Raw genomic sequence first — 17,243 nt, forward strand, 5'->3', positions numbered from 1 at the left:
CTATAACTGACCGTTTACTCGAAGGTTTTTCTTCTAAAAATTGAATATTAAATTATCATAAGTTCGACTATCAAAATTTATGTCAGTCAGATTGCTATGACAAGTAAATTTTTTGAACAAAACTCTAATTCGCTCACATGCTTTAAGACAAAAAGTCATTCATAAATTCAAAAAAACAGCCAAAACGTCACATGTTTTGGCTTGGTATAAGAATTGAATATTTGTTTTTGAAATTAAAAAAAAGTTTAACCTTAAAAAATTTAATTATTATGGGACTAATGACAAGAACAAGTAACGGATGGTTGCCAAATTTATTAGAAGACATTTTTGATGACAGGCTAACCGAAAATGGCTTTAGTGCCTTGAAATCCTTACCAGCTGTAAATATCGAAGAAAAAGAAGATAAATACAGTTTGGAATTGGTCGCTCCTGGTAAATCTAAAAAAGATTTTAACATTGAATTAGACAATGATTTATTGATTATTTCATCTGAAACTAAAGATGAAAAGGAAACAGAAGACAAAAACTTTACTAGAAGAGAGTTTAGTTATGAAAGCTTTAAACGTAGCTTTACATTACCAGATACTGTTGACGCTAACAAAATAAAAGCTAATTACAAAAATGGTATTTTGTATTTAGATTTACCAAAACGCGAGGAAGCTAAAACACAACCTAAGCGTTTGATTGATATAAGCTAAAATTTGAAACGCTTATTAAAAATTCCTACAACCCTGAAGTTTTGAACTTCAGGGTTTTTTGATATAACCTGAAAAAGATTCTATCTATGTAAAGCTAAGACTAAAAATAAATTTGTTGAGCCAACCTGAATGTATTAGCATGTGCCTCGATGATAATTTTAATGTCTTTAGAATAACCACCGCCCATACTAATTTCAACAGGTATATGCTTTTGATGAAGCGTTTCTAAAACAAATTCATCTCTAGCTTTACAGCCTTCAACTGTACAGCTCAATCGGCCTAACTTATCCGTTTTTATAATATCAACGCCGCTCAAATAAAATGCAAAGTCAGGCTTTACTTTGTCAATGAGCTTTGGTAATATAGATTTTAGGGTTTTTAAATACTCATCATCTCCTGTTTTATCATCTAAAGCAATATCAAGATTAGATTTTTCTTTTTGAAAAGGATAGTTGTTTTTGCCATGCATAGAAAAGGTATAAACTTTTGACTCATTTTTGAAAATATCAGCGGTGCCATTTCCCTGATGAACATCCAAATCTATAATTAATACAGAATGTGCCAGATTGTTTTGGAGCAAATAATAAGCACAAATCGCCTGATCATTGAGCATACAAAAGGCTTCGCCTCTCTGCCTAAAAGCGTGGTGAGTTCCTCCTGCTATATTCATTGCAACACCGTTTTTTAAAGCATAATTGCATGCTTCTATACTTCCATTGGCAATAAGTCTTTCGCGTTTAACCAACTGAGCCGTAAGAGGAAATCCTATTTTTTTTGCTTCTTTTCGCTCTAAATCACAATTATAAAGTGTTTTTAAATAGAATTTATCATGAGCGAGTTTAATATAATTTTCATTTTTTAAATCAATTTCTGGTTTAAAAAAATTCTCCGCTTCACAAGTTCCTTCATACAATAATTGTTTGGGCAATAATTCGTATTTTTCCATAGGAAACCTATGTCCTTCAGGAAGTGGGTGTTGGTATATAGAATCAAAAGCAATCTTTAGCATCTAATCGATTCTATCAAAACCCGTATAAGGTTTAAGAACATCAGGGATTTCTATTCCATCTTTGGTTTGAAAGTTTTCAAGTAAACCTGCAATAACGCGAGGTAATGCTAATGAACTTCCGTTTAAAGTGTGAATAAGCTTATTTTTATTAGCCTTATCTTTATACCTGATTTTTAAACGATTGGCTTGATAGGTTTCAAAATTAGAAACAGACGATATTTCTAACCATTTTTTTTGAGCAGTAGAATACACTTCAAAATCGTAGGTTAAAGCTGAGGTAAAGCCCAAATCGCCACCGCATAGTTTAAGAATTCTATAAGGTAAATGAAGTTCTTTAAGAATGTCTTTCACATGCTCTACCATTTGATCTAAAACTTTATATGACAATTCTGGCTTCACAAAATTGACAATTTCAACTTTGTCAAACTGATGTAACCGATTTAAGCCTCTTACGTGAGCACCATAGTCGCCAGCTTCACGTCTAAAACATGGTGTATAGCCTGTTAATTTGATCGGTAAATCAGACTCGTTGATAATGTCGCCCCTGTATATATTAGTGATAGGAACTTCTGCCGTTGGGATTAAATACAAATTATCTTCACCCACATAATACATTTGACCTTCTTTGTCTGGTAGTTGACCTGTACCATAACCAGAAGCTTCATTGATAACAAGTGGCACCTGTACTTCTTGATATCCTCCTGCGATATTTTTATCTAAAAAATATTGTATCAATGCCCGCTGTAGTTTAGCACCTTTATTTTTATACACAGGGAATCCAGCACCTGTGATTTTATTCCCAAGTTCAAAATCTATGATATCATATTTTTTAGCAATTTCCCAATGTGGCAAAGCCTCGTTATGTAGTTTTGGAATATCACCTTCGGCATAAACCTCTACATTATCTTCTTCACTTTGTCCATTAGGGACGCTATCATGAGGCACATTAGGAATTTGATACAATAGCTGTTCAATTTCTGATTCTAATGTATCTTTTTGTTCAGACAGAGATTTACTTTTTTCTTTTAGTTTGCCAGTCTCTTTTTTAAGCTCATTGGCTTCTTGAGTCTGCTTGTTTTTAAAAAGTAGCCCAATTTGTTTTGAAATACTGTTAGATTTGGCTAAAATTTCATCAAGTTCAACTTGAGTAGATCGTCTTTTATTGTCTAATTCAAGCAGTTTGTCAAAAAGTGATTTGGCGTCAAAAGCTCTTTTTGCCAAAGCTTTTTCGTATCTATCACGATGGGTTCTAATATTTTTAATATCTAACATAAAATGAGAAATAGATGAGAATTAATTATTTGCAAATCTAATAAATGCCATACTTATTTTTGACATTACTATTAAAACTTATGTTTAAAATTTTCCGTGATGGTTTAAAGGCTAAAATGAAAATGATAAAACATTAATAATTTTTTCATCAAACCGCTTACAAGGTTAAACCTAAAAATGTAATTTAGTCCAAAATTTTTCGTTAAGACATAAAACTATATCTAATGATGTTTATAAGCCTTTTACAAGAGGTTACTGACCAAGCCAATCCAGTTGCAGAGGTTTCAGAAGAGAAATCTATTTCCCTACTCGAATTGCTGTTTAGTGGTGGTTTAGGCGGTACCATAATTATTATCATCCTTGCCGTTTTGCTTTTTGTCGCGATTTATATTTATTTCGAGCGTTTGTTTGCCATAAAAGCAAGATCCAAAACCGATAAAAACTTTATGTCTCAGATTAAAGATAATGTGAGCAACGGCAATATTGAAGGTGCCAAAGTGCGATGTGCCCAAGAAAATTCGCCAGTAGCAAGGTTAACTGCTAAAGGCATTTCAAGAATTGGCACTCCACTTGAAGATATCAATACTGCCATTGAAAATGCTGGACGACTTGAAGTCTATAAGCTTGAAAAAAACGTCAGTATTCTCGCAACTATTGCTGGTGCAGCTCCTATGATTGGGTTTCTTGGAACGGTTATCGGTATGGTTTTAGCCTTTCATGAGTTAGCAACAAGTAGCGGTCAAGCTGAAATGGGCTTGTTGGCTGAAGGAATTTATACCGCTATGACAACTACTGTTGCTGGACTTATTGTTGGTATCATCGCTTATATTGGTTATAACCATTTGGTGGTTAAAACCGATAAAGTGGTGCATCAAATGGAAGCCACAGCCGTTGATTTCTTAGACTTATTAAACGAACCGACTTGATATGAATTTAAGAGGACGAAATAAAATCAGTGCTGACTTCAGCATGTCGTCTATGACCGACATTGTTTTTCTATTGCTCATCTTTTTTATGTTGACTTCGCCTGTGATTACACCCGAAGCTTTAGATTTAATTTTGCCAAAAGCCAAAGGCAAAACGACTAACAAACACAACATATCGGTAAGCATAAACAAAAACTTAGAAATTTATATCAATCAAGATAAAGTCAGCGAAAGCGGTTTGGAACAAAATTTGATTAATCGTTTAAAAGATATAGAAAATCCAACCATTATTTTAAGAGCTGAGGAAGGCGTTCCTATAGAAAAAGCTGTTAAAGTAATGGATATTGCAAATAGAAACCGATTTAAAGTCGTTTTGGCCGTGAAACCAAATTAGTGTCAGCCTTGAGCCTGCTAACGTTGCATGAATGCTCTGACCGTTTACAGTCAGGATGTATCGAGATGAATTAAACCTATGAAATGTCTTTTTTAGAAACCAAATACGAAAAAAAATCATTTGTCATCACAAGCATTTTGTATGTGATGTTGATTTTGTTATTGTTGCTATTAGGCTTAAAATATTTTGACCCACCAAAAGAAAAAGGTATTCTCGTCAATTTCGGAACCACAGAAATGGGGCAAGGCAATACACAGCCCACCAAGCCCGTAAAAACGACTCCTGAACAAAATATACCTGAACCTACGCCACAGCCACAAACTCAACCTACAAGCTCTGAAGTCAAAGAAGAAGTGGCAACTCAAGAGACCGAAGAAGCTCCAGTGATAAAAGAAGAAGAGCAGAAAAAAGAAATCACACCCGAAAAAAACGAACCTAAAAAAGAAGAGCCTGAAGAAGAAGTCCCAAAAGAGGAAACCAAACCCGTAGAGAAAAAACCCGAAGAAGTTCCAGAAAAAAAACCAGACCCCAAACCTGATAAAGCCGTAACCGATGCTATGGACAACTTACTAAATGGTCCAGAAAATAACGGCGAATCTAAAAACAGCGAAGGCAACGACCAAACCGCAGGCGACAAAGGCGATCCTGACGGTGACCCCGAGGTTAAATCTTATTACGGCACGGGCAAAGGTCTTGACGGCGATGGCAATTATAGGCTTGGTGGTAGAAAAGCTTTAACCAAAACAAAATACACCCAAGACTGCAACGAATCTGGAACCGTGGTTGTGAAAATAGAAGTGGATCAAAATGGGAATGTCATCAAAGCTACACCAGGTGAAAAAGGCACAACCAACAGCGATCCGTGTTTATTAAAACCCGCTCAACGTCTTGCATTAGATACCAAATTCAACAAAGACAGCAACGCTCCTTCAAGGCAGGTTGGCTATATCACTTATGTGTTTAAGTTGTCGGATTAGTTGTGTATTAAAAAACGGACTTAAAACCAAGCATCAAAAATATCTTCTTCATTTAATTTTTCATCTACAGATTTCAAAAACTCCTTAGTGGTTTTTTGGGTTTTGAGTTTTGAGATATTATTGTTTATTTCTTTAGACTCTTTTTTTAATTGCTTCTTGAAGTTTTCAATGTGAAGCAAAATTTTTCTTTCTGATCTACCAAAAAAGTTTTTATAATAAAATTCATTTTCAGGATGTTTTTTGTACACAAATCGTTCTTGCTCTAACTCTTTGGTTTTTTCTAAAAGATTATCAGCAATCTGCTGGAGTTGAGATTTGTTAAGTTCTATGCTTGTATCATTGTTTGGCTCTATTTGAGATTGCAATACCAACAATTGATATAAATCTCGATTTTTCCAAACCATAGACAATTCTTTCATTAATTCTTCACGGCGTTTTCTTTCTGTTTCATCAGTTGTGAGATCTGGATGAACTTTTTTAACTAAGGTTTTATACAGCTTTGTAAATTCTTTGTCTGTAGTAATTACTTGCTGTTTTTTTTCTTCATGTTTTTCAGTTTCTTGTTGCTTTTCTTTGTATTCAAAAAACCGTGCTTTAAATTTATCTTGGAAATTTGGGTCGTTTAAATCTATATCTTTAAAAAATTCATCCTCCAAATCTACGCCCATATTTTCTAACATATGTTTGATCATTTCTTTCTCTATCGACTTTGCAAAACTATCTCCAAATTCATCGTCGTCATTTTCTTCATAGATGCTATCATCTTCATCAAAGCCATAATACTTTTCTTTATATTCATTATATTCATCAATTAAAGAGTCCAAAGTTTCGCTGGTATATTTTTTAAATAAGAGTTGATCAAAATTATCTTCTATCAAATATTCTAAAAGTCGTCTTTGGTGTTCAGAAAAGCTTTTTTGTTTATAGCGTTTTACAAGTTTTTCGGTAAATCGTTCAATATCTTTACATAAGCCATTTAAATCGTCTGGTAGGTTTTTGTGGTAAAGTGTTTTTATTTTATTTAATAATTTTCTGTCTTCCTCTAAAAGAGATTTTTGTTTTTCAATTTTCTTTAGCCTAGAACTGATAAGTTGTTTTAACTTGCTTTCTTTTTTGGTGTCTTCTTCTGAAATTTGAAGCTTATCCAACATTTCGGGAACTTTTATTTTTTCATCATTATTTATTGATTTATGATTAGCTTCTTCTTCAAAGAGACGATATTGTTTGGTTTGGTTTAAAGACATTTAGACTGAGATTTACAATTTAAATTGACCGTAAAATTAAATATTAATATTGGTATAAAAAGTTTTTTTTAATCAATTTTACAGTTTAAAATACGCTGACTATTTAATAGAAATGACTCAGGTAAAAATAATTAGTGATAGAAAGAATTAGAAAACCTGTTTTGTGATTCTATCTCAACCAATATGGATAACTATATTAATCAAAATTGGTATAACATGATGGTATTATGATTTACTTTGTCGAAAAATTGAATGAGTAACATATTAGAAAACCAAAAAACCACTCAGTGAAGAAAACTAAATTTATTTTGCGATTTTAAAAACAAAGATAATTTTATGGAATGCCTAAAAGTGTAAAACATCTCTTGACCTATTCAGAAACCATAAACTGGCTTTTTTCTCAACTTCCTATGTATCAACGTGTGGGACAAGTCGCTTATCGCAAAGACTTACATAACATCAAAGCACTTTCTGCTCATTTGAATCATCCCGAACAGAAATTCAAAAGTATTCACGTTGGTGGTACTAATGGCAAAGGTTCATGTAGCCACATGCTGGCATCTGTTTTGCAAGAATCGGGTTATAAAGTTGGGCTTTATACGTCACCACATTTAAAAGATTTTAGAGAACGAATTCGTGTCAATGGACAAATGATTTCAAAAGAAAATGTTGTTGATTTTATAAGCCAACACAAAGCATTTTTTGAAAAAGAAAATTTGTCTTTTTTTGAAATGACAGTCGGTTTGGCATTTCAAATCTTTGCAGACAAAAAAGTTGACATAGCTATTATTGAAGTAGGAATGGGCGGTCGTTTGGACGCTACCAATATCATTAAACCCGAATTGGCTGTCATCACCAATATCGGTTTAGATCACACCAAATTTCTCGGCGATAATTTGAAACAAATCGCCAAAGAAAAAGCTGGCATCATCAAACCAAAAACCCCTGTTGTGATTGGCGAAAAGCGACCTGAAACCGAACCCGTTTTTAGGCAAACGGCACAAAACACTTCATCCGAAATTTATTTTGCAGAAGACCACAATTTTAAGAGGTTTGTGTCTGATTTAAAAGGTTTGTATCAAACTAAAAATCAACAAACGGTTTTAAAGGCTATTGATATTTTAAAAACCCAAGGCTGGCAAATTTCAGAAGAACAAATCGCTAAAGGTTTATCCAATGTCATAAAAAACACAGGTTTTCAAGGACGTTGGCAGGTTTTAAGTCAAAATCCACTTTGTGTAGCAGACACAGCTCATAATTTGGAAGGCATAAAATATGTTGCCAAACAACTTCAAACTTTAAACTATAAAACCTTACACATGGTTATGGGTTTTGTGAATGATAAAGATGTGAAAAGCACTTTAAAAATATTGCCACAAGATGCCGTTTATTATTTTTCAGCACCAAAAATTCCAAGAGCCAAACGTGTAGAAGACTTAAAAGATGAACTCCAAAATACGTCTTTACAAAAGCAGTTTTTTTTAACTTTAGAAGAAGCCTTTGAAAGTGCAAAATCAGAAGCTCAACTCAAAGATGTTATATTTGTAGGTGGCAGTATTTTTACTGTTGCGGAACTTTTAACTGAGGAAAAGTAATTACCTTTATATAAACGCTAAATTTCATTCGAATTTAAGTTTTAAAAAATTACTTTTTTATATTGCAATGAAAACTAAGATTTAAAAAAAATGTTGAAGAAGACAACTACTTTTGAAAATGTCGATAATCTGAAATTTAAGATTAATATATACGATCCCGATAATACCAAGCAAGCTTCATTTACTCATTTTTTACAAAATCAAGAAAATGTTCACTCAAGCACTTATAAAAATTCTGCTGTTGAATATGTAAAAGAAATTTTAGAAGGCAAATCTACTACCGAAAAAATATCTGATAAAGTAGCAGAAGATGCTCTACAGTATTTATTATTCAATAATACAGAAGATATACCTTATCCAGCACCAAAAAGACCATACTTCAGTTTTATTGATTTATTTGCTGGTGTCGGAGGTTTTCGTATTGCACTACAAAATGTTGGAGGAAAATGTGTTTATACAAGTGAATGGGATGAAAACGCTCAAAAGACTTATTATAAAAATTTTGGTGATATTCCTTTTGGTGATATTACTAAAAAAAGGGTAAAAGAGTTTATCCCACATAAATTTGATATTTTGTGTGCGGGTTTCCCTTGTCAGGCATTTTCTATAGCTGGATACAGAAAAGGATTTTCAGATACTAGAGGAACTTTGTTTTTTGATGTTGAACAAGTCATAGAAAAGCATAACCCAAAAGTTGTTTTTTTAGAAAATGTAAAGAATCTGATTTCTCATGATAAAGGAAAAACATTCAAGGTAATTCTTGAAATATTAGAAAAAAAATTAGGGTATAAAGTTTTTTATGAGGTGCTTAATTCAATGACTCACGCTAATATACCACAAAATAGAGAACGTATTTTTATAGTAGCTTTTGACCCTAAGCAAGTTAAAGATTATAATAAATTCAAATTTCCAAAACAAATTAAACTCACTAAAACCATACATAATATCTTAGAAAAAGATAAAAAAGATGATAAATTTTACTACCCAAATAATCATAAATACTATCCAGAATTAGAAAAAACAATGACCAGTAAAGATACAGTTTACCAATGGCGAAGAGTTTATGTAAGAGAAAACAAAAGTCAAGTTTGCCCAACTTTAACTGCGAATATGGGAACAGGTGGTCATAATGTTCCATTAATTAAAGACGATTTTGGAATAAGAAAACTTACGCCAAAAGAATGTTTTGCTTTTCAAGGCTATCAAGTGGATAAATTTATCCTACCTGATTTGTCTAATAGTAAACTTTACAAACAAGCTGGAAACTCAGTAACAACTACTTTAGTTGAAAGGATTAGTCAAGAAATTATGAAAGTATTATGATATGAAATCATTTCCTAATAAAGATTTCAATAATTACATCACCTTACTATCTGCTATTGCAAAACTATCAGGTTTGTTCAGTGAAAGTTCAATTCCATTTATTAATTATAGAGTTGCAGAAAATATTTTTTGTAAGGCATTTAACGCTGAAAACCTTTCTAAATCAGATACAGCATATGATGCTAAAATGAAAAACACAGGAATTGGTCTCAAGACATTTACTTGTCAATCCAACAACAGTTTGGAAAAAATAGCTGAATTTAACTCAAAAGCTAATGAATTATTAGATATTAAGAATGATGAATTAGCATATAAACTTTCGGAATTTCGAAATGAAAGAATACTTTTAGCAAATAGGCTTTATGATATTAAAGACTCTCTTTATCATATTGTTGCTAGAAAAAACAAACAACTTGTTTTATTTGATACTGATTATGCTGAGATTGATTTAGATAGAATAAGACTTATTAAGGAAACTAAAGCAGGAATTAAATTTTCTGATGGTATTAATGAGTATTCTTTTAATCGATCAAAAAGCACTTTATACAGAAGATTTTATATATCTAAGGATGCTTACTTCAAAGATATAGATATATTAAAAGACCCTTTCGAGTTGATATTAAAACTATTTAAACACGAAAATGAATATTTAGAAGTAGAAAAACAAGTCCCTGGTGTCGATTACGTAGTATTGCCACCATATGGTTATAATAATGGAGATAAATTTGTTTTTCCGAGAAGTGGCTTAAATCAGTGGAATGCTCGTGGTAGAAAAAGAGATTTTAATGAAGTTTATATTCCTGTTTCAGCAATAATTCATCATAAGTTTCCAAATTTTTTCCCCCCTATATTAAAAAATAAAAAATTATATTTTGATTTACATTTACCAAATGGCAAAACTTATAAAGCTAAAATGTGTCAAACTGCAAAGATTAAAATAGATGGAGAATTATTGAACAAAGGAAAAGGTTTAATGACATCATCAAATAAAGGCTTAGGAGAGTGGATACTTAGAAAAGCTCTACAATTAAAGGAAAATGAATTAGTAAAATATAGAATGTTAGAAGTTATTGGTTATGATAGTGTAATTATTGAAAAAGTTGATGAGGATAATTACAAGATAGATGTTTTGCCGTTAGATTCATATGAGGACTTTATTGACAATACATAACGTTCAATAAGGATATCAATATTGGATAACAATTTTTTATGACCTGGCACCAAGCTTTAGACGACTTTAAAATGTATTTGAAAATAGAATGCGGTTTGACTGCAAATTCTGTGCTCAACTACGAGTTTGATATCAAAAAATTGATCAGGTATCTCGACGAGTTTGATATAAAATCTTCACCTGAAACTATCAATGAAGAGGAACTCAAAACCTTTATTTATACGATGTCTAAAGTCATTAATGCCCGAAGCCAAGCCCGATTAATTTCAGGATTAAAACGCTTTTTTAATTATTTAATCTTTGAAAACCAAAGAGCAGACAATCCTATGGCACTGATAGAATCGCCTAAAATTGGTCAAAAATTACCCGAAGTGCTCAGCACCGCAGAAATCGACAAGCTTATCAGCAGTATAGACTTAACACATCCACAAGGCGAACGCAACCGTGCGATTATTGAAACGCTTTACGCCTGTAGCCTACGTGTGAGTGAGTTGACCCATCTAAAATTATCAGACTTATTTTTTGACGAAGGCTTTATCAAAGTCCACGGCAAAGGTCAAAAAGATCGTTTTGTGCCGATTAATTCAAGTGCCATCAAATATATCAACCTTTATAAAAATGACGTCCGCATTCATCAAGAACCCAAACCTGGCGAAACAGATATTTTATTTCTCAATCGACGGGGCAAACGCTTAACTAGAGCTATGGTTTTTACCATTATAAAACAACTGACTAAAGCCATAAACCTTCAAAAGACCGTCAGTCCTCATACGTTTAGACATTCTTTTGCCACACACTTGCTAGAAAATGGGGCAGATTTAAGAGCCATTCAACAAATGCTAGGGCACGAAAGCATCATCACGACTGAAATTTACACACATTTAGACAAAACGCATTTAAAAAATGTCATTGATAAATTTCATCCTATGGCAAAATTTTAGGAAAAACTCTCTAATGATAAAATAATGGTATGCCAACGACAGAAGCTTGAAATTGTTGAAAATAAATTGTCAGCTTAAATCAAACTCACGTTAAATTAAGATGTTTGCTAAAATGAGCTTTGAATAGCGTTAGTAATTCTATAACTTTAAATTCTGACTTTCTGAGGAAACCCTATTTAGAGAGTAACACTTTAATGTGTTGAATATCATCATGTTACATAACAAAAACGAAATTATTTTGTTGATTTGTAAGTGTTTAAACCTTTTTTTTTCGAATCACAATATCTCTATCGTCCTTTTCTGAACCTCAGCTTCGCTCTAATATTCAAATAAAACATCGCAGGTACAACGATTAAAGTTAAGAAAGTGGCGAAAATCAATCCAAAAATAACTGTCCATGCCAAAGGTCCCAAAAACATAACGTTGTCACCACCGATATAAATTTGTGGGTCAAGGTCTGCGATTAGCGTGTAAAAGTTGATGTTTAAACCGATAGCTAAGGGAATCAAACCTAAAACTGTTGTGATGGCGGTTAGTAACACTGGTCTTAATCTAGATTTTCCACCAGCGACAATGCTCACAAAATAATCGTGTTTGCTGAGGATATCATCTTTTTCAAGACCTAATGCTTGTTTTTTACGGTCGATTAAAATTTGGGTATAATCAATCAAAACAATGGCGTTGTTGACAACAATTCCCGCCAAAGCAATCACGCCCATCATAGTCATAACTACAATAAAATCCATCTTAAAGCTAACTAAACCAAACAACACACCGATTAAGCTCAAAATCACCGCCATAATGATAATCAAAGGTTTTGAAATCGAGTTGAACTGAGCCACCATAATTATTGCTATGCCTGCAACAGCTAACAATAAAGCTTTAATTAAAAACGCTAAATTTTCAGCTTGTTTTTCTTGTTGACCTGTAAAAGCATAATTCATTCCTTCTTTAATTTGATAACCTGATTCTAAAGCAGTTTTGATTTGGTTGACCGTTTCTGTAGGATTATAACCTTCCAAAACATTAGAGTAAAGTGTGATGACCCGTTTTAAGTCTTTTCGTTTTATGGCGTTAAAAGTCGCTGTAGGTTTGACGTTGATTAAACTTGAAATCGGCACTTGTCTTAACTGCCCGCGGTTGTTTCTAAACGTGATGGGTTGGTTAAAAATAGCACTTTCATCATAACGATATTTATCATTAAAACGCACATTGATTTGATAATCATCATCGCCATCTTTATAGGTTGAGGCTTCTTGACCAAAGACCGATTGTCTGATAGTTTGTCCAACCAGTCCTGTTGAAATTCCTAGTTGTCCAACTTTTTCTCGGTCAACTCTAATTTCCATTTCGGGTTTAGACTTGTTGATATCAATTTTGAGTTCTTCAATGCCTGCAATTTCTTGATTTTCTATATATTGTCGCATTTGTTGTGCTTCATTAAGCATTTCTTCATAGTCTTCGCCTTTGATTTCTATACTGATTTCATAACCTTGTGGTGGTCCTAATTGGTCTTTTTCTACAGTAACAACCACACCTGAAAAGTCTTTAACAGATTGGCGTATTTCACTCAAAACTTGGCTACTTTTTACGCCACGTCTCAATTTGAATTCTCGCATTGATAAAGTGACTTTGCCTTTGTGTGGCATTTCACTAACTATACCACCATCAGTTTGAGGATTGCCCGCACCTACGCCAACTTGGCTCACTGCAGATTCTACCATAAAGTTATAACCATTTTCATCTTCATATTTTTTAATCACATTATAAATGCGTTGCTCTATCTGTTTGGTCATGGCATTGGTTTTTTCAATCGCCGTACCTTCAGGATATTCAATATAGGCTATGGTTTGGTTGGGCTGATTTTCTGGAAAAAACAAAACTTGGGGTTTTGCTATAGCTAAAACTAAAAAAGCTATAATCAGCAAACTAAGTGTACCAAAAAAAACAAGATAAGCTCTTCTTCCTTTAATAAAAGTGGCTAATAGTCTTTGATAAAAATTCTCAAGACGTTGTAAAAAATCGAATTGAAAATAAAATATAGCTCTCACTAAAAACATCTTGAACAGCCACAATATTATAACACTAAGTAAAGCTAAGTTTCCGATAGCTCTCAAAACACGTGAGTCTTGAAATATTCCTAGTGTTAAAATCAACGTGCCAATAACACTCAAAATTAAAGTCCAACGTATGGTTTTTTGTCTGGTGAGTTGTTTCTCTTTGATTTTCATAAACCTGGACGTTAGCATGGCGTTGATGAGTAAAGCCACAAATAGTGATGACACGAGAACAATTGAAAGTGTAATAGGAAAATAAATAATAAACTTTCCTATGGTTCCTTACCAAAGTCCAAGCGGAAAAAATGCAGCAAGAGTGGTTGCCGTAGATGCAATAATTGGTAAAGCTATTTCGCCAATACCTTGTTTAGCAGCTTCAATACGAGAATAGCCTTGACTCATTAAGCTATAAACATTTTCTACAACCACTATACCATTATCAACCAACATACCAAGCCCCATGACCAAACCAAATAAAACTATTGTATTCAGCGTAAAGCCTAAACTAGATATAATTATCAAAGACATCAACATGGATAAAGGGATAGCCACACCGACAAAAAGAGCGTTTCTAAAGCCGAGAAAAAACATCAAGACCAAAACCACTAAAATAACTCCAAACACTATGTTGTTGACCAAATCGTTGACTTGATTGATGGTTTTAATGGATTGGTCATTTGATAAAGTGATGTCTAAACTTTGTGGGTAATAATTTTCTTTTTCGTGTTCAACAATGGTTTTGATTTGATCTACTGCTTCTACCATATTTTTGCCTGCTCGCTTTTTCACATCAAGCATAACAACGGGTTTACCCCATTCTCTGGCAAAAGTAGTTGGGTCTTTTTCTTTAAAATTGACTTCTGCAACATCTTTTAAATAAACAATACCGTCATCTTTTTTAACAACAATGTCTTCAAGCTCTGAAGGTTCTGAAATTTCACCAATCACACGAATGCTTTTTTGCAAACCTTCATTTTTGATGTTTCCACCTGAAACGGTACTATTTTCGGATCGTATAGCATTAAAAATATCATTAAAACTGACTTGAGATGCAGTCATTTTATAGATGTCAACCGCTACTTCAACTTCTTTTTCATCAACACCACGAATGGAGGCTTCTTTGATTTGTGGCAATAATTCTATCTTGTCTTGAAGATGTTCTGCAAAATCTTTGAGTTGTTGACTTTTATAATCACCCGTAAAATTGATATTTAAAATGGGCATTTCTTCAGATATATTCAAATCGAAAACATTGGGTTCAACTTTGGCACCATTATCTAAAGTTGGCCAAGTGGTTTCAGATTTAACGATATCTACTTTATCCTTAATGAGTTGTTTGGCTGTTTCTACTTCGATATCTTCTTCAAATTCAACAATAACCATTGAGAAATCTTCTGCGTGGTCGAGGTTATTTCTTTTACGCCTTTGACATTATTGAACTCTTCTTCGAGCGGTTCTGTAATAAATTTTTCGATGTCTTTGACCGAATTTCCAGGATTGATAGAGTTGACGTAGATTTTGGTTTCTACAACTTCAGGAAAATTTTCTCTTGGCATATTGACATAAGCCATAATACCACCAACCAAAATAATAAGCATAATGACGTAAACCGTCATTTTGTTATCTATGGACCAAGAGGATATTTTAAATTCTTTATCAATTTTTGACTTTGTCATAATTTAATCTTCTAATTGTGTGATTTTGACCTTTTCTTTATCTCTAAGATTTCGCCCACCTTCTTGAGCAATGATGTCACCAACGGCAATACCTTCTAAAACTTCTACTAGACCATTATAGTGTTTTCCCGTTTTAAGTGGAATTCGTACGGCTTGACCTAAGCTGTCGTTATCCATTTTTATTTTGAAACAAATTTGAGTGCCGTCTGCCGTTTCTTGCAAAATATTTTCAGATACAACAATTGCTTCGTTGTTCTGATAATCATTGATTAAAACATTAGCAATCAGATTAGGTTTTACGCCTTTGATATTGTTAGGAATATTGATTTTAACCTTAAATTTTCGATTGTTGGGATTGATAAAGCTACCCATATGGTCAATTTGAGCTTGAAAGGTTTTGCCAATAGCATTTAAACGAACTTGAACTGGTGTTCCGATAGAAATATCATTGAGATAGTTTTCAGGAACTTCGGTTTCGATATACATTTCGGAAAGGTTAACTAATCTAAACACCGCCATTCCACCTGGAGAAACAACTTGACCTTCTTCGGTAATAATGTCGTCAATTTTGCCATTAAATGGGGCTTTAATCTCAGTTTTATCCAATTTTTTTTGAAGGCTTTTTAAACTGTTTTGAGAAGATTCGAAGTTAGTTTTGGCTTGTAAATACTGAATTTCTGACCCTATGCTGTCTTGCCAAAGGCGTTTTTGGCGTTCAAAAGTGGTTTGTGCTAAATCTACACGAGATTGTAATTCGCTTATCTGATCGCGTAAACCACCATCGTCTATTTTGGCTAAAACTTGCCCCTTTTTAACTTCATCACCTTCTTTGACAAATATTTTTTCTAATTCACCACAGTATTCTGGATAAATCAAAATGTTTTGATCGGTTTTGACGTTGCCTTGAAGATTGAAAAAATGCTTAAACGTGTCTGTTTTGATTTGTCGTGCAGTGATCAACGTATAGTTGGTTTGATGGGCTTGTTTAGAAGCCAATTCCTTTTGAATTTTACCTTCTAAGCTTTTCAATTGCTCTTGTTGGGTTTTGATTTCTTTCTTTAAGTCCGTCAAAGCTTTTTGGTCATTAGATTCTAATGCTTTATCCACTCGACTTTCTAAGTTTTCTTTCCCACAGGAAATTAGAAGTAGTGAGATGAATGTTATTTTGATTATATTTTTCATAGTTTGGTGTTTTTTTTTACCGCAAGGCTCGCTATGGTTTCGCAAGGTTCGCCAAGTGTTTTGTTGATTTTAGTTTTAAACATATTTATTCTTTATTTTCCTTGCGTCACTTGCGTATTCTTGGCGTCCCTTGCGGTTAAAATTTTACCGCTAAGTTCGCTAAGGTCTCGCCAGGTTCGCTATAGATTGTTTACTACTCTTTTAATACCATTTTTTATAAGTGAAACGTTGAAATTTATAAGCATACCTAATTTACAGTCAGATAATTTTAAATATGTAATAACCTGAGCCATATGGACATCGTTCAGGGCTTCTACGGACTTGACCTCAATCACTACTTTATTTTCAATTAAAACATCTACCCGATAGCCTACTTCTAATTTTACATCTTCATACACTAAAGGCAATGGCTTTTGTTTGTCAACTTTAAGTTTATGTTTTCTCAATTCGTGAATCAAACACTCTTCATAAGCACTTTCTAAAAGACCTGGTCCTAAGGTTTTATGAACCTTTAAAGCTGAATCAAATACTATTTTAGAAATCTCGCTTTCAGTCATTTTATATCATTTTTTATTAATATTCTAAACAACTCGACGTTAATTGAGGTGAAGTTTTTACCGCAAGGCTCGCTATGGTTTCGCAAGGTTCGCCAAGTGTTTTGTTGATTTTAGTTTTAAACATATTTATTCTTTATTTTCTTTGCGTCACTTGCGTATTCTTGGCGTTCCTTGCGGTTAAAATTTTAATTTTTTCAGACCTTTAAACTCATAAATCTTAT

General features: G+C 33.1%; 13 protein-coding genes and 1 pseudogene. 8 read left to right on the forward strand and 6 right to left on the reverse strand.

The features are described from left to right. Positions 1–269: 269 nt before the first annotated feature. Positions 270–698 carry an Hsp20/alpha crystallin family protein gene (locus IGB25_RS11205; protein ID WP_211065072.1) on the forward strand — a complete coding sequence of 143 codons (429 nt, stop codon included), beginning with the start codon at positions 270–272 and terminating at the stop codon, positions 696–698. A gap of 100 nt (positions 699–798) precedes the next feature. Here the strand turns inward: IGB25_RS11205 and IGB25_RS11210 are convergent, their stop codons facing one another. Both IGB25_RS11210 and serS read right to left on the reverse strand, forming a co-directional pair. Then, complete coding sequence (locus IGB25_RS11210; protein WP_211065073.1) at positions 799–1,707, reverse strand: histone deacetylase; 909 nt, start codon at positions 1,705–1,707, stop codon at positions 799–801. Then, on the reverse strand, positions 1,708–2,979 hold the full coding sequence (gene serS, locus IGB25_RS11215) for a serine--tRNA ligase (protein ID WP_211065074.1): 1,272 nt from the start codon (positions 2,977–2,979) through the stop codon (positions 1,708–1,710). A gap of 227 nt (positions 2,980–3,206) precedes the next feature. Between serS and IGB25_RS11220 the strand changes: the two genes are divergently transcribed. The 3 genes from IGB25_RS11220 to IGB25_RS11230 all read left to right on the forward strand — a co-directional run bounded on the left by IGB25_RS11220 (position 3,207) and on the right by IGB25_RS11230 (position 5,276). Then, positions 3,207–3,905 (forward strand): MotA/TolQ/ExbB proton channel family protein, encoded by a 699-nt coding sequence (locus IGB25_RS11220; protein ID WP_247653750.1) that lies wholly within the window; start codon positions 3,207–3,209, stop codon positions 3,903–3,905. A 1-nt stretch (position 3,906) separates the two neighbouring features. After that, entirely contained in the window at positions 3,907–4,299 is a 393-nt protein-coding gene (locus IGB25_RS11225) for a biopolymer transporter ExbD (RefSeq protein WP_211065076.1), read from the forward strand. A gap of 83 nt (positions 4,300–4,382) precedes the next feature. Further along, a complete protein-coding gene (locus IGB25_RS11230) occupies positions 4,383–5,276 on the forward strand; it encodes an energy transducer TonB (RefSeq protein WP_211065077.1) in 894 nt (297 codons plus the stop codon). A gap of 20 nt (positions 5,277–5,296) precedes the next feature. Here the strand turns inward: IGB25_RS11230 and IGB25_RS11235 are convergent, their stop codons facing one another. Further along, entirely contained in the window at positions 5,297–6,520 is a 1,224-nt protein-coding gene (locus tag IGB25_RS11235) for a hypothetical protein (RefSeq protein WP_211065078.1), read from the reverse strand. A 341-nt stretch (positions 6,521–6,861) separates the two neighbouring features. Here IGB25_RS11235 and IGB25_RS11240 point away from each other — a divergent pair, with 341 nt between their 5' ends. The 4 genes from IGB25_RS11240 to IGB25_RS11255 all read left to right on the forward strand — a co-directional run bounded on the left by IGB25_RS11240 (position 6,862) and on the right by IGB25_RS11255 (position 11,550). After that, positions 6,862–8,115: a folylpolyglutamate synthase/dihydrofolate synthase family protein gene (locus IGB25_RS11240; RefSeq protein ID WP_247653503.1), complete on the forward strand. Its 1,254-nt coding sequence runs from the start codon at positions 6,862–6,864 to the stop codon at positions 8,113–8,115. A gap of 90 nt (positions 8,116–8,205) precedes the next feature. Further along, positions 8,206–9,438, forward strand: coding sequence for a DNA cytosine methyltransferase (locus IGB25_RS11245; RefSeq protein ID WP_211065079.1), 1,233 nt, complete (start codon positions 8,206–8,208; stop codon positions 9,436–9,438). 1 nt (position 9,439) lies between these two features. Next, the gene (locus IGB25_RS11250; RefSeq protein ID WP_211065080.1) at positions 9,440–10,609 is read left to right on the forward strand and encodes a restriction endonuclease; all 1,170 of its coding nucleotides are present in this window, start codon (positions 9,440–9,442) and stop codon (positions 10,607–10,609) included. A gap of 38 nt (positions 10,610–10,647) precedes the next feature. Then, positions 10,648–11,550 (forward strand): site-specific tyrosine recombinase, encoded by a 903-nt coding sequence (locus IGB25_RS11255; protein WP_211065081.1) that lies wholly within the window; start codon positions 10,648–10,650, stop codon positions 11,548–11,550. Positions 11,551–11,837: 287 nt separating this feature from the next. On the opposite strand, the pseudogene IGB25_RS11260 reads toward IGB25_RS11255, so the two are convergent. The 3 genes and pseudogenes from IGB25_RS11260 to IGB25_RS11270 all read right to left on the reverse strand — a co-directional run bounded on the left by IGB25_RS11260 (position 11,838) and on the right by IGB25_RS11270 (position 17,022). Beyond that, positions 11,838–15,283: pseudogene (locus tag IGB25_RS11260) on the reverse strand (efflux RND transporter permease subunit). 3 nt (positions 15,284–15,286) lie between these two features. Beyond that, positions 15,287–16,465, reverse strand: a complete 1,179-nt coding sequence (locus IGB25_RS11265) for an efflux RND transporter periplasmic adaptor subunit (RefSeq protein WP_211065082.1) — start codon at positions 16,463–16,465, stop codon at positions 15,287–15,289. Between the two features lie 179 nt (positions 16,466–16,644). Continuing rightward, positions 16,645–17,022: a GxxExxY protein gene (locus IGB25_RS11270; RefSeq protein ID WP_211065083.1), complete on the reverse strand. Its 378-nt coding sequence runs from the start codon at positions 17,020–17,022 to the stop codon at positions 16,645–16,647. Positions 17,023–17,243 lie beyond the last annotated feature (221 nt).

The sequence above is a fragment of the Flavobacterium sp. CS20 genome, from assembly GCF_018080005.1.
Classification (GTDB): Bacteria; Bacteroidota; Bacteroidia; order Flavobacteriales; family Flavobacteriaceae; genus Psychroflexus.

What these genes read in the sequence shown, in the direction of transcription:
- IGB25_RS11205 (WP_211065072.1), top strand. Translation starts at nt 270, where the DNA reads ATGGGACTAATGACAAGAACAAGTAACGGATGGTTGCCAAATTTATTA.
- IGB25_RS11250 (WP_211065080.1), top strand. Translation starts at nt 9,440, where the DNA reads ATGAAATCATTTCCTAATAAAGATTTCAATAATTACATCACCTTACTA.
- IGB25_RS11245 (WP_211065079.1), top strand. Translation starts at nt 8,206, where the DNA reads ATGTTGAAGAAGACAACTACTTTTGAAAATGTCGATAATCTGAAATTT.
- IGB25_RS11240 (WP_247653503.1), top strand. Translation starts at nt 6,862, where the DNA reads ATGCCTAAAAGTGTAAAACATCTCTTGACCTATTCAGAAACCATAAAC.
- IGB25_RS11270 (WP_211065083.1), bottom strand. Translation starts at nt 17,022, where the DNA reads ATGACTGAAAGCGAGATTTCTAAAATAGTATTTGATTCAGCTTTAAAG.
- serS (WP_211065074.1), bottom strand. Translation starts at nt 2,979, where the DNA reads ATGTTAGATATTAAAAATATTAGAACCCATCGTGATAGATACGAAAAA.
- IGB25_RS11255 (WP_211065081.1), top strand. Translation starts at nt 10,648, where the DNA reads ATGACCTGGCACCAAGCTTTAGACGACTTTAAAATGTATTTGAAAATA.
- IGB25_RS11220 (WP_247653750.1), top strand. Translation starts at nt 3,207, where the DNA reads ATGTTTATAAGCCTTTTACAAGAGGTTACTGACCAAGCCAATCCAGTT.
- IGB25_RS11230 (WP_211065077.1), top strand. Translation starts at nt 4,383, where the DNA reads ATGTCTTTTTTAGAAACCAAATACGAAAAAAAATCATTTGTCATCACA.
- IGB25_RS11210 (WP_211065073.1), bottom strand. Translation starts at nt 1,707, where the DNA reads ATGCTAAAGATTGCTTTTGATTCTATATACCAACACCCACTTCCTGAA.
- IGB25_RS11225 (WP_211065076.1), top strand. Translation starts at nt 3,907, where the DNA reads ATGAATTTAAGAGGACGAAATAAAATCAGTGCTGACTTCAGCATGTCG.
- IGB25_RS11265 (WP_211065082.1), bottom strand. Translation starts at nt 16,465, where the DNA reads ATGAAAAATATAATCAAAATAACATTCATCTCACTACTTCTAATTTCC.
- IGB25_RS11235 (WP_211065078.1), bottom strand. Translation starts at nt 6,520, where the DNA reads ATGTCTTTAAACCAAACCAAACAATATCGTCTCTTTGAAGAAGAAGCT.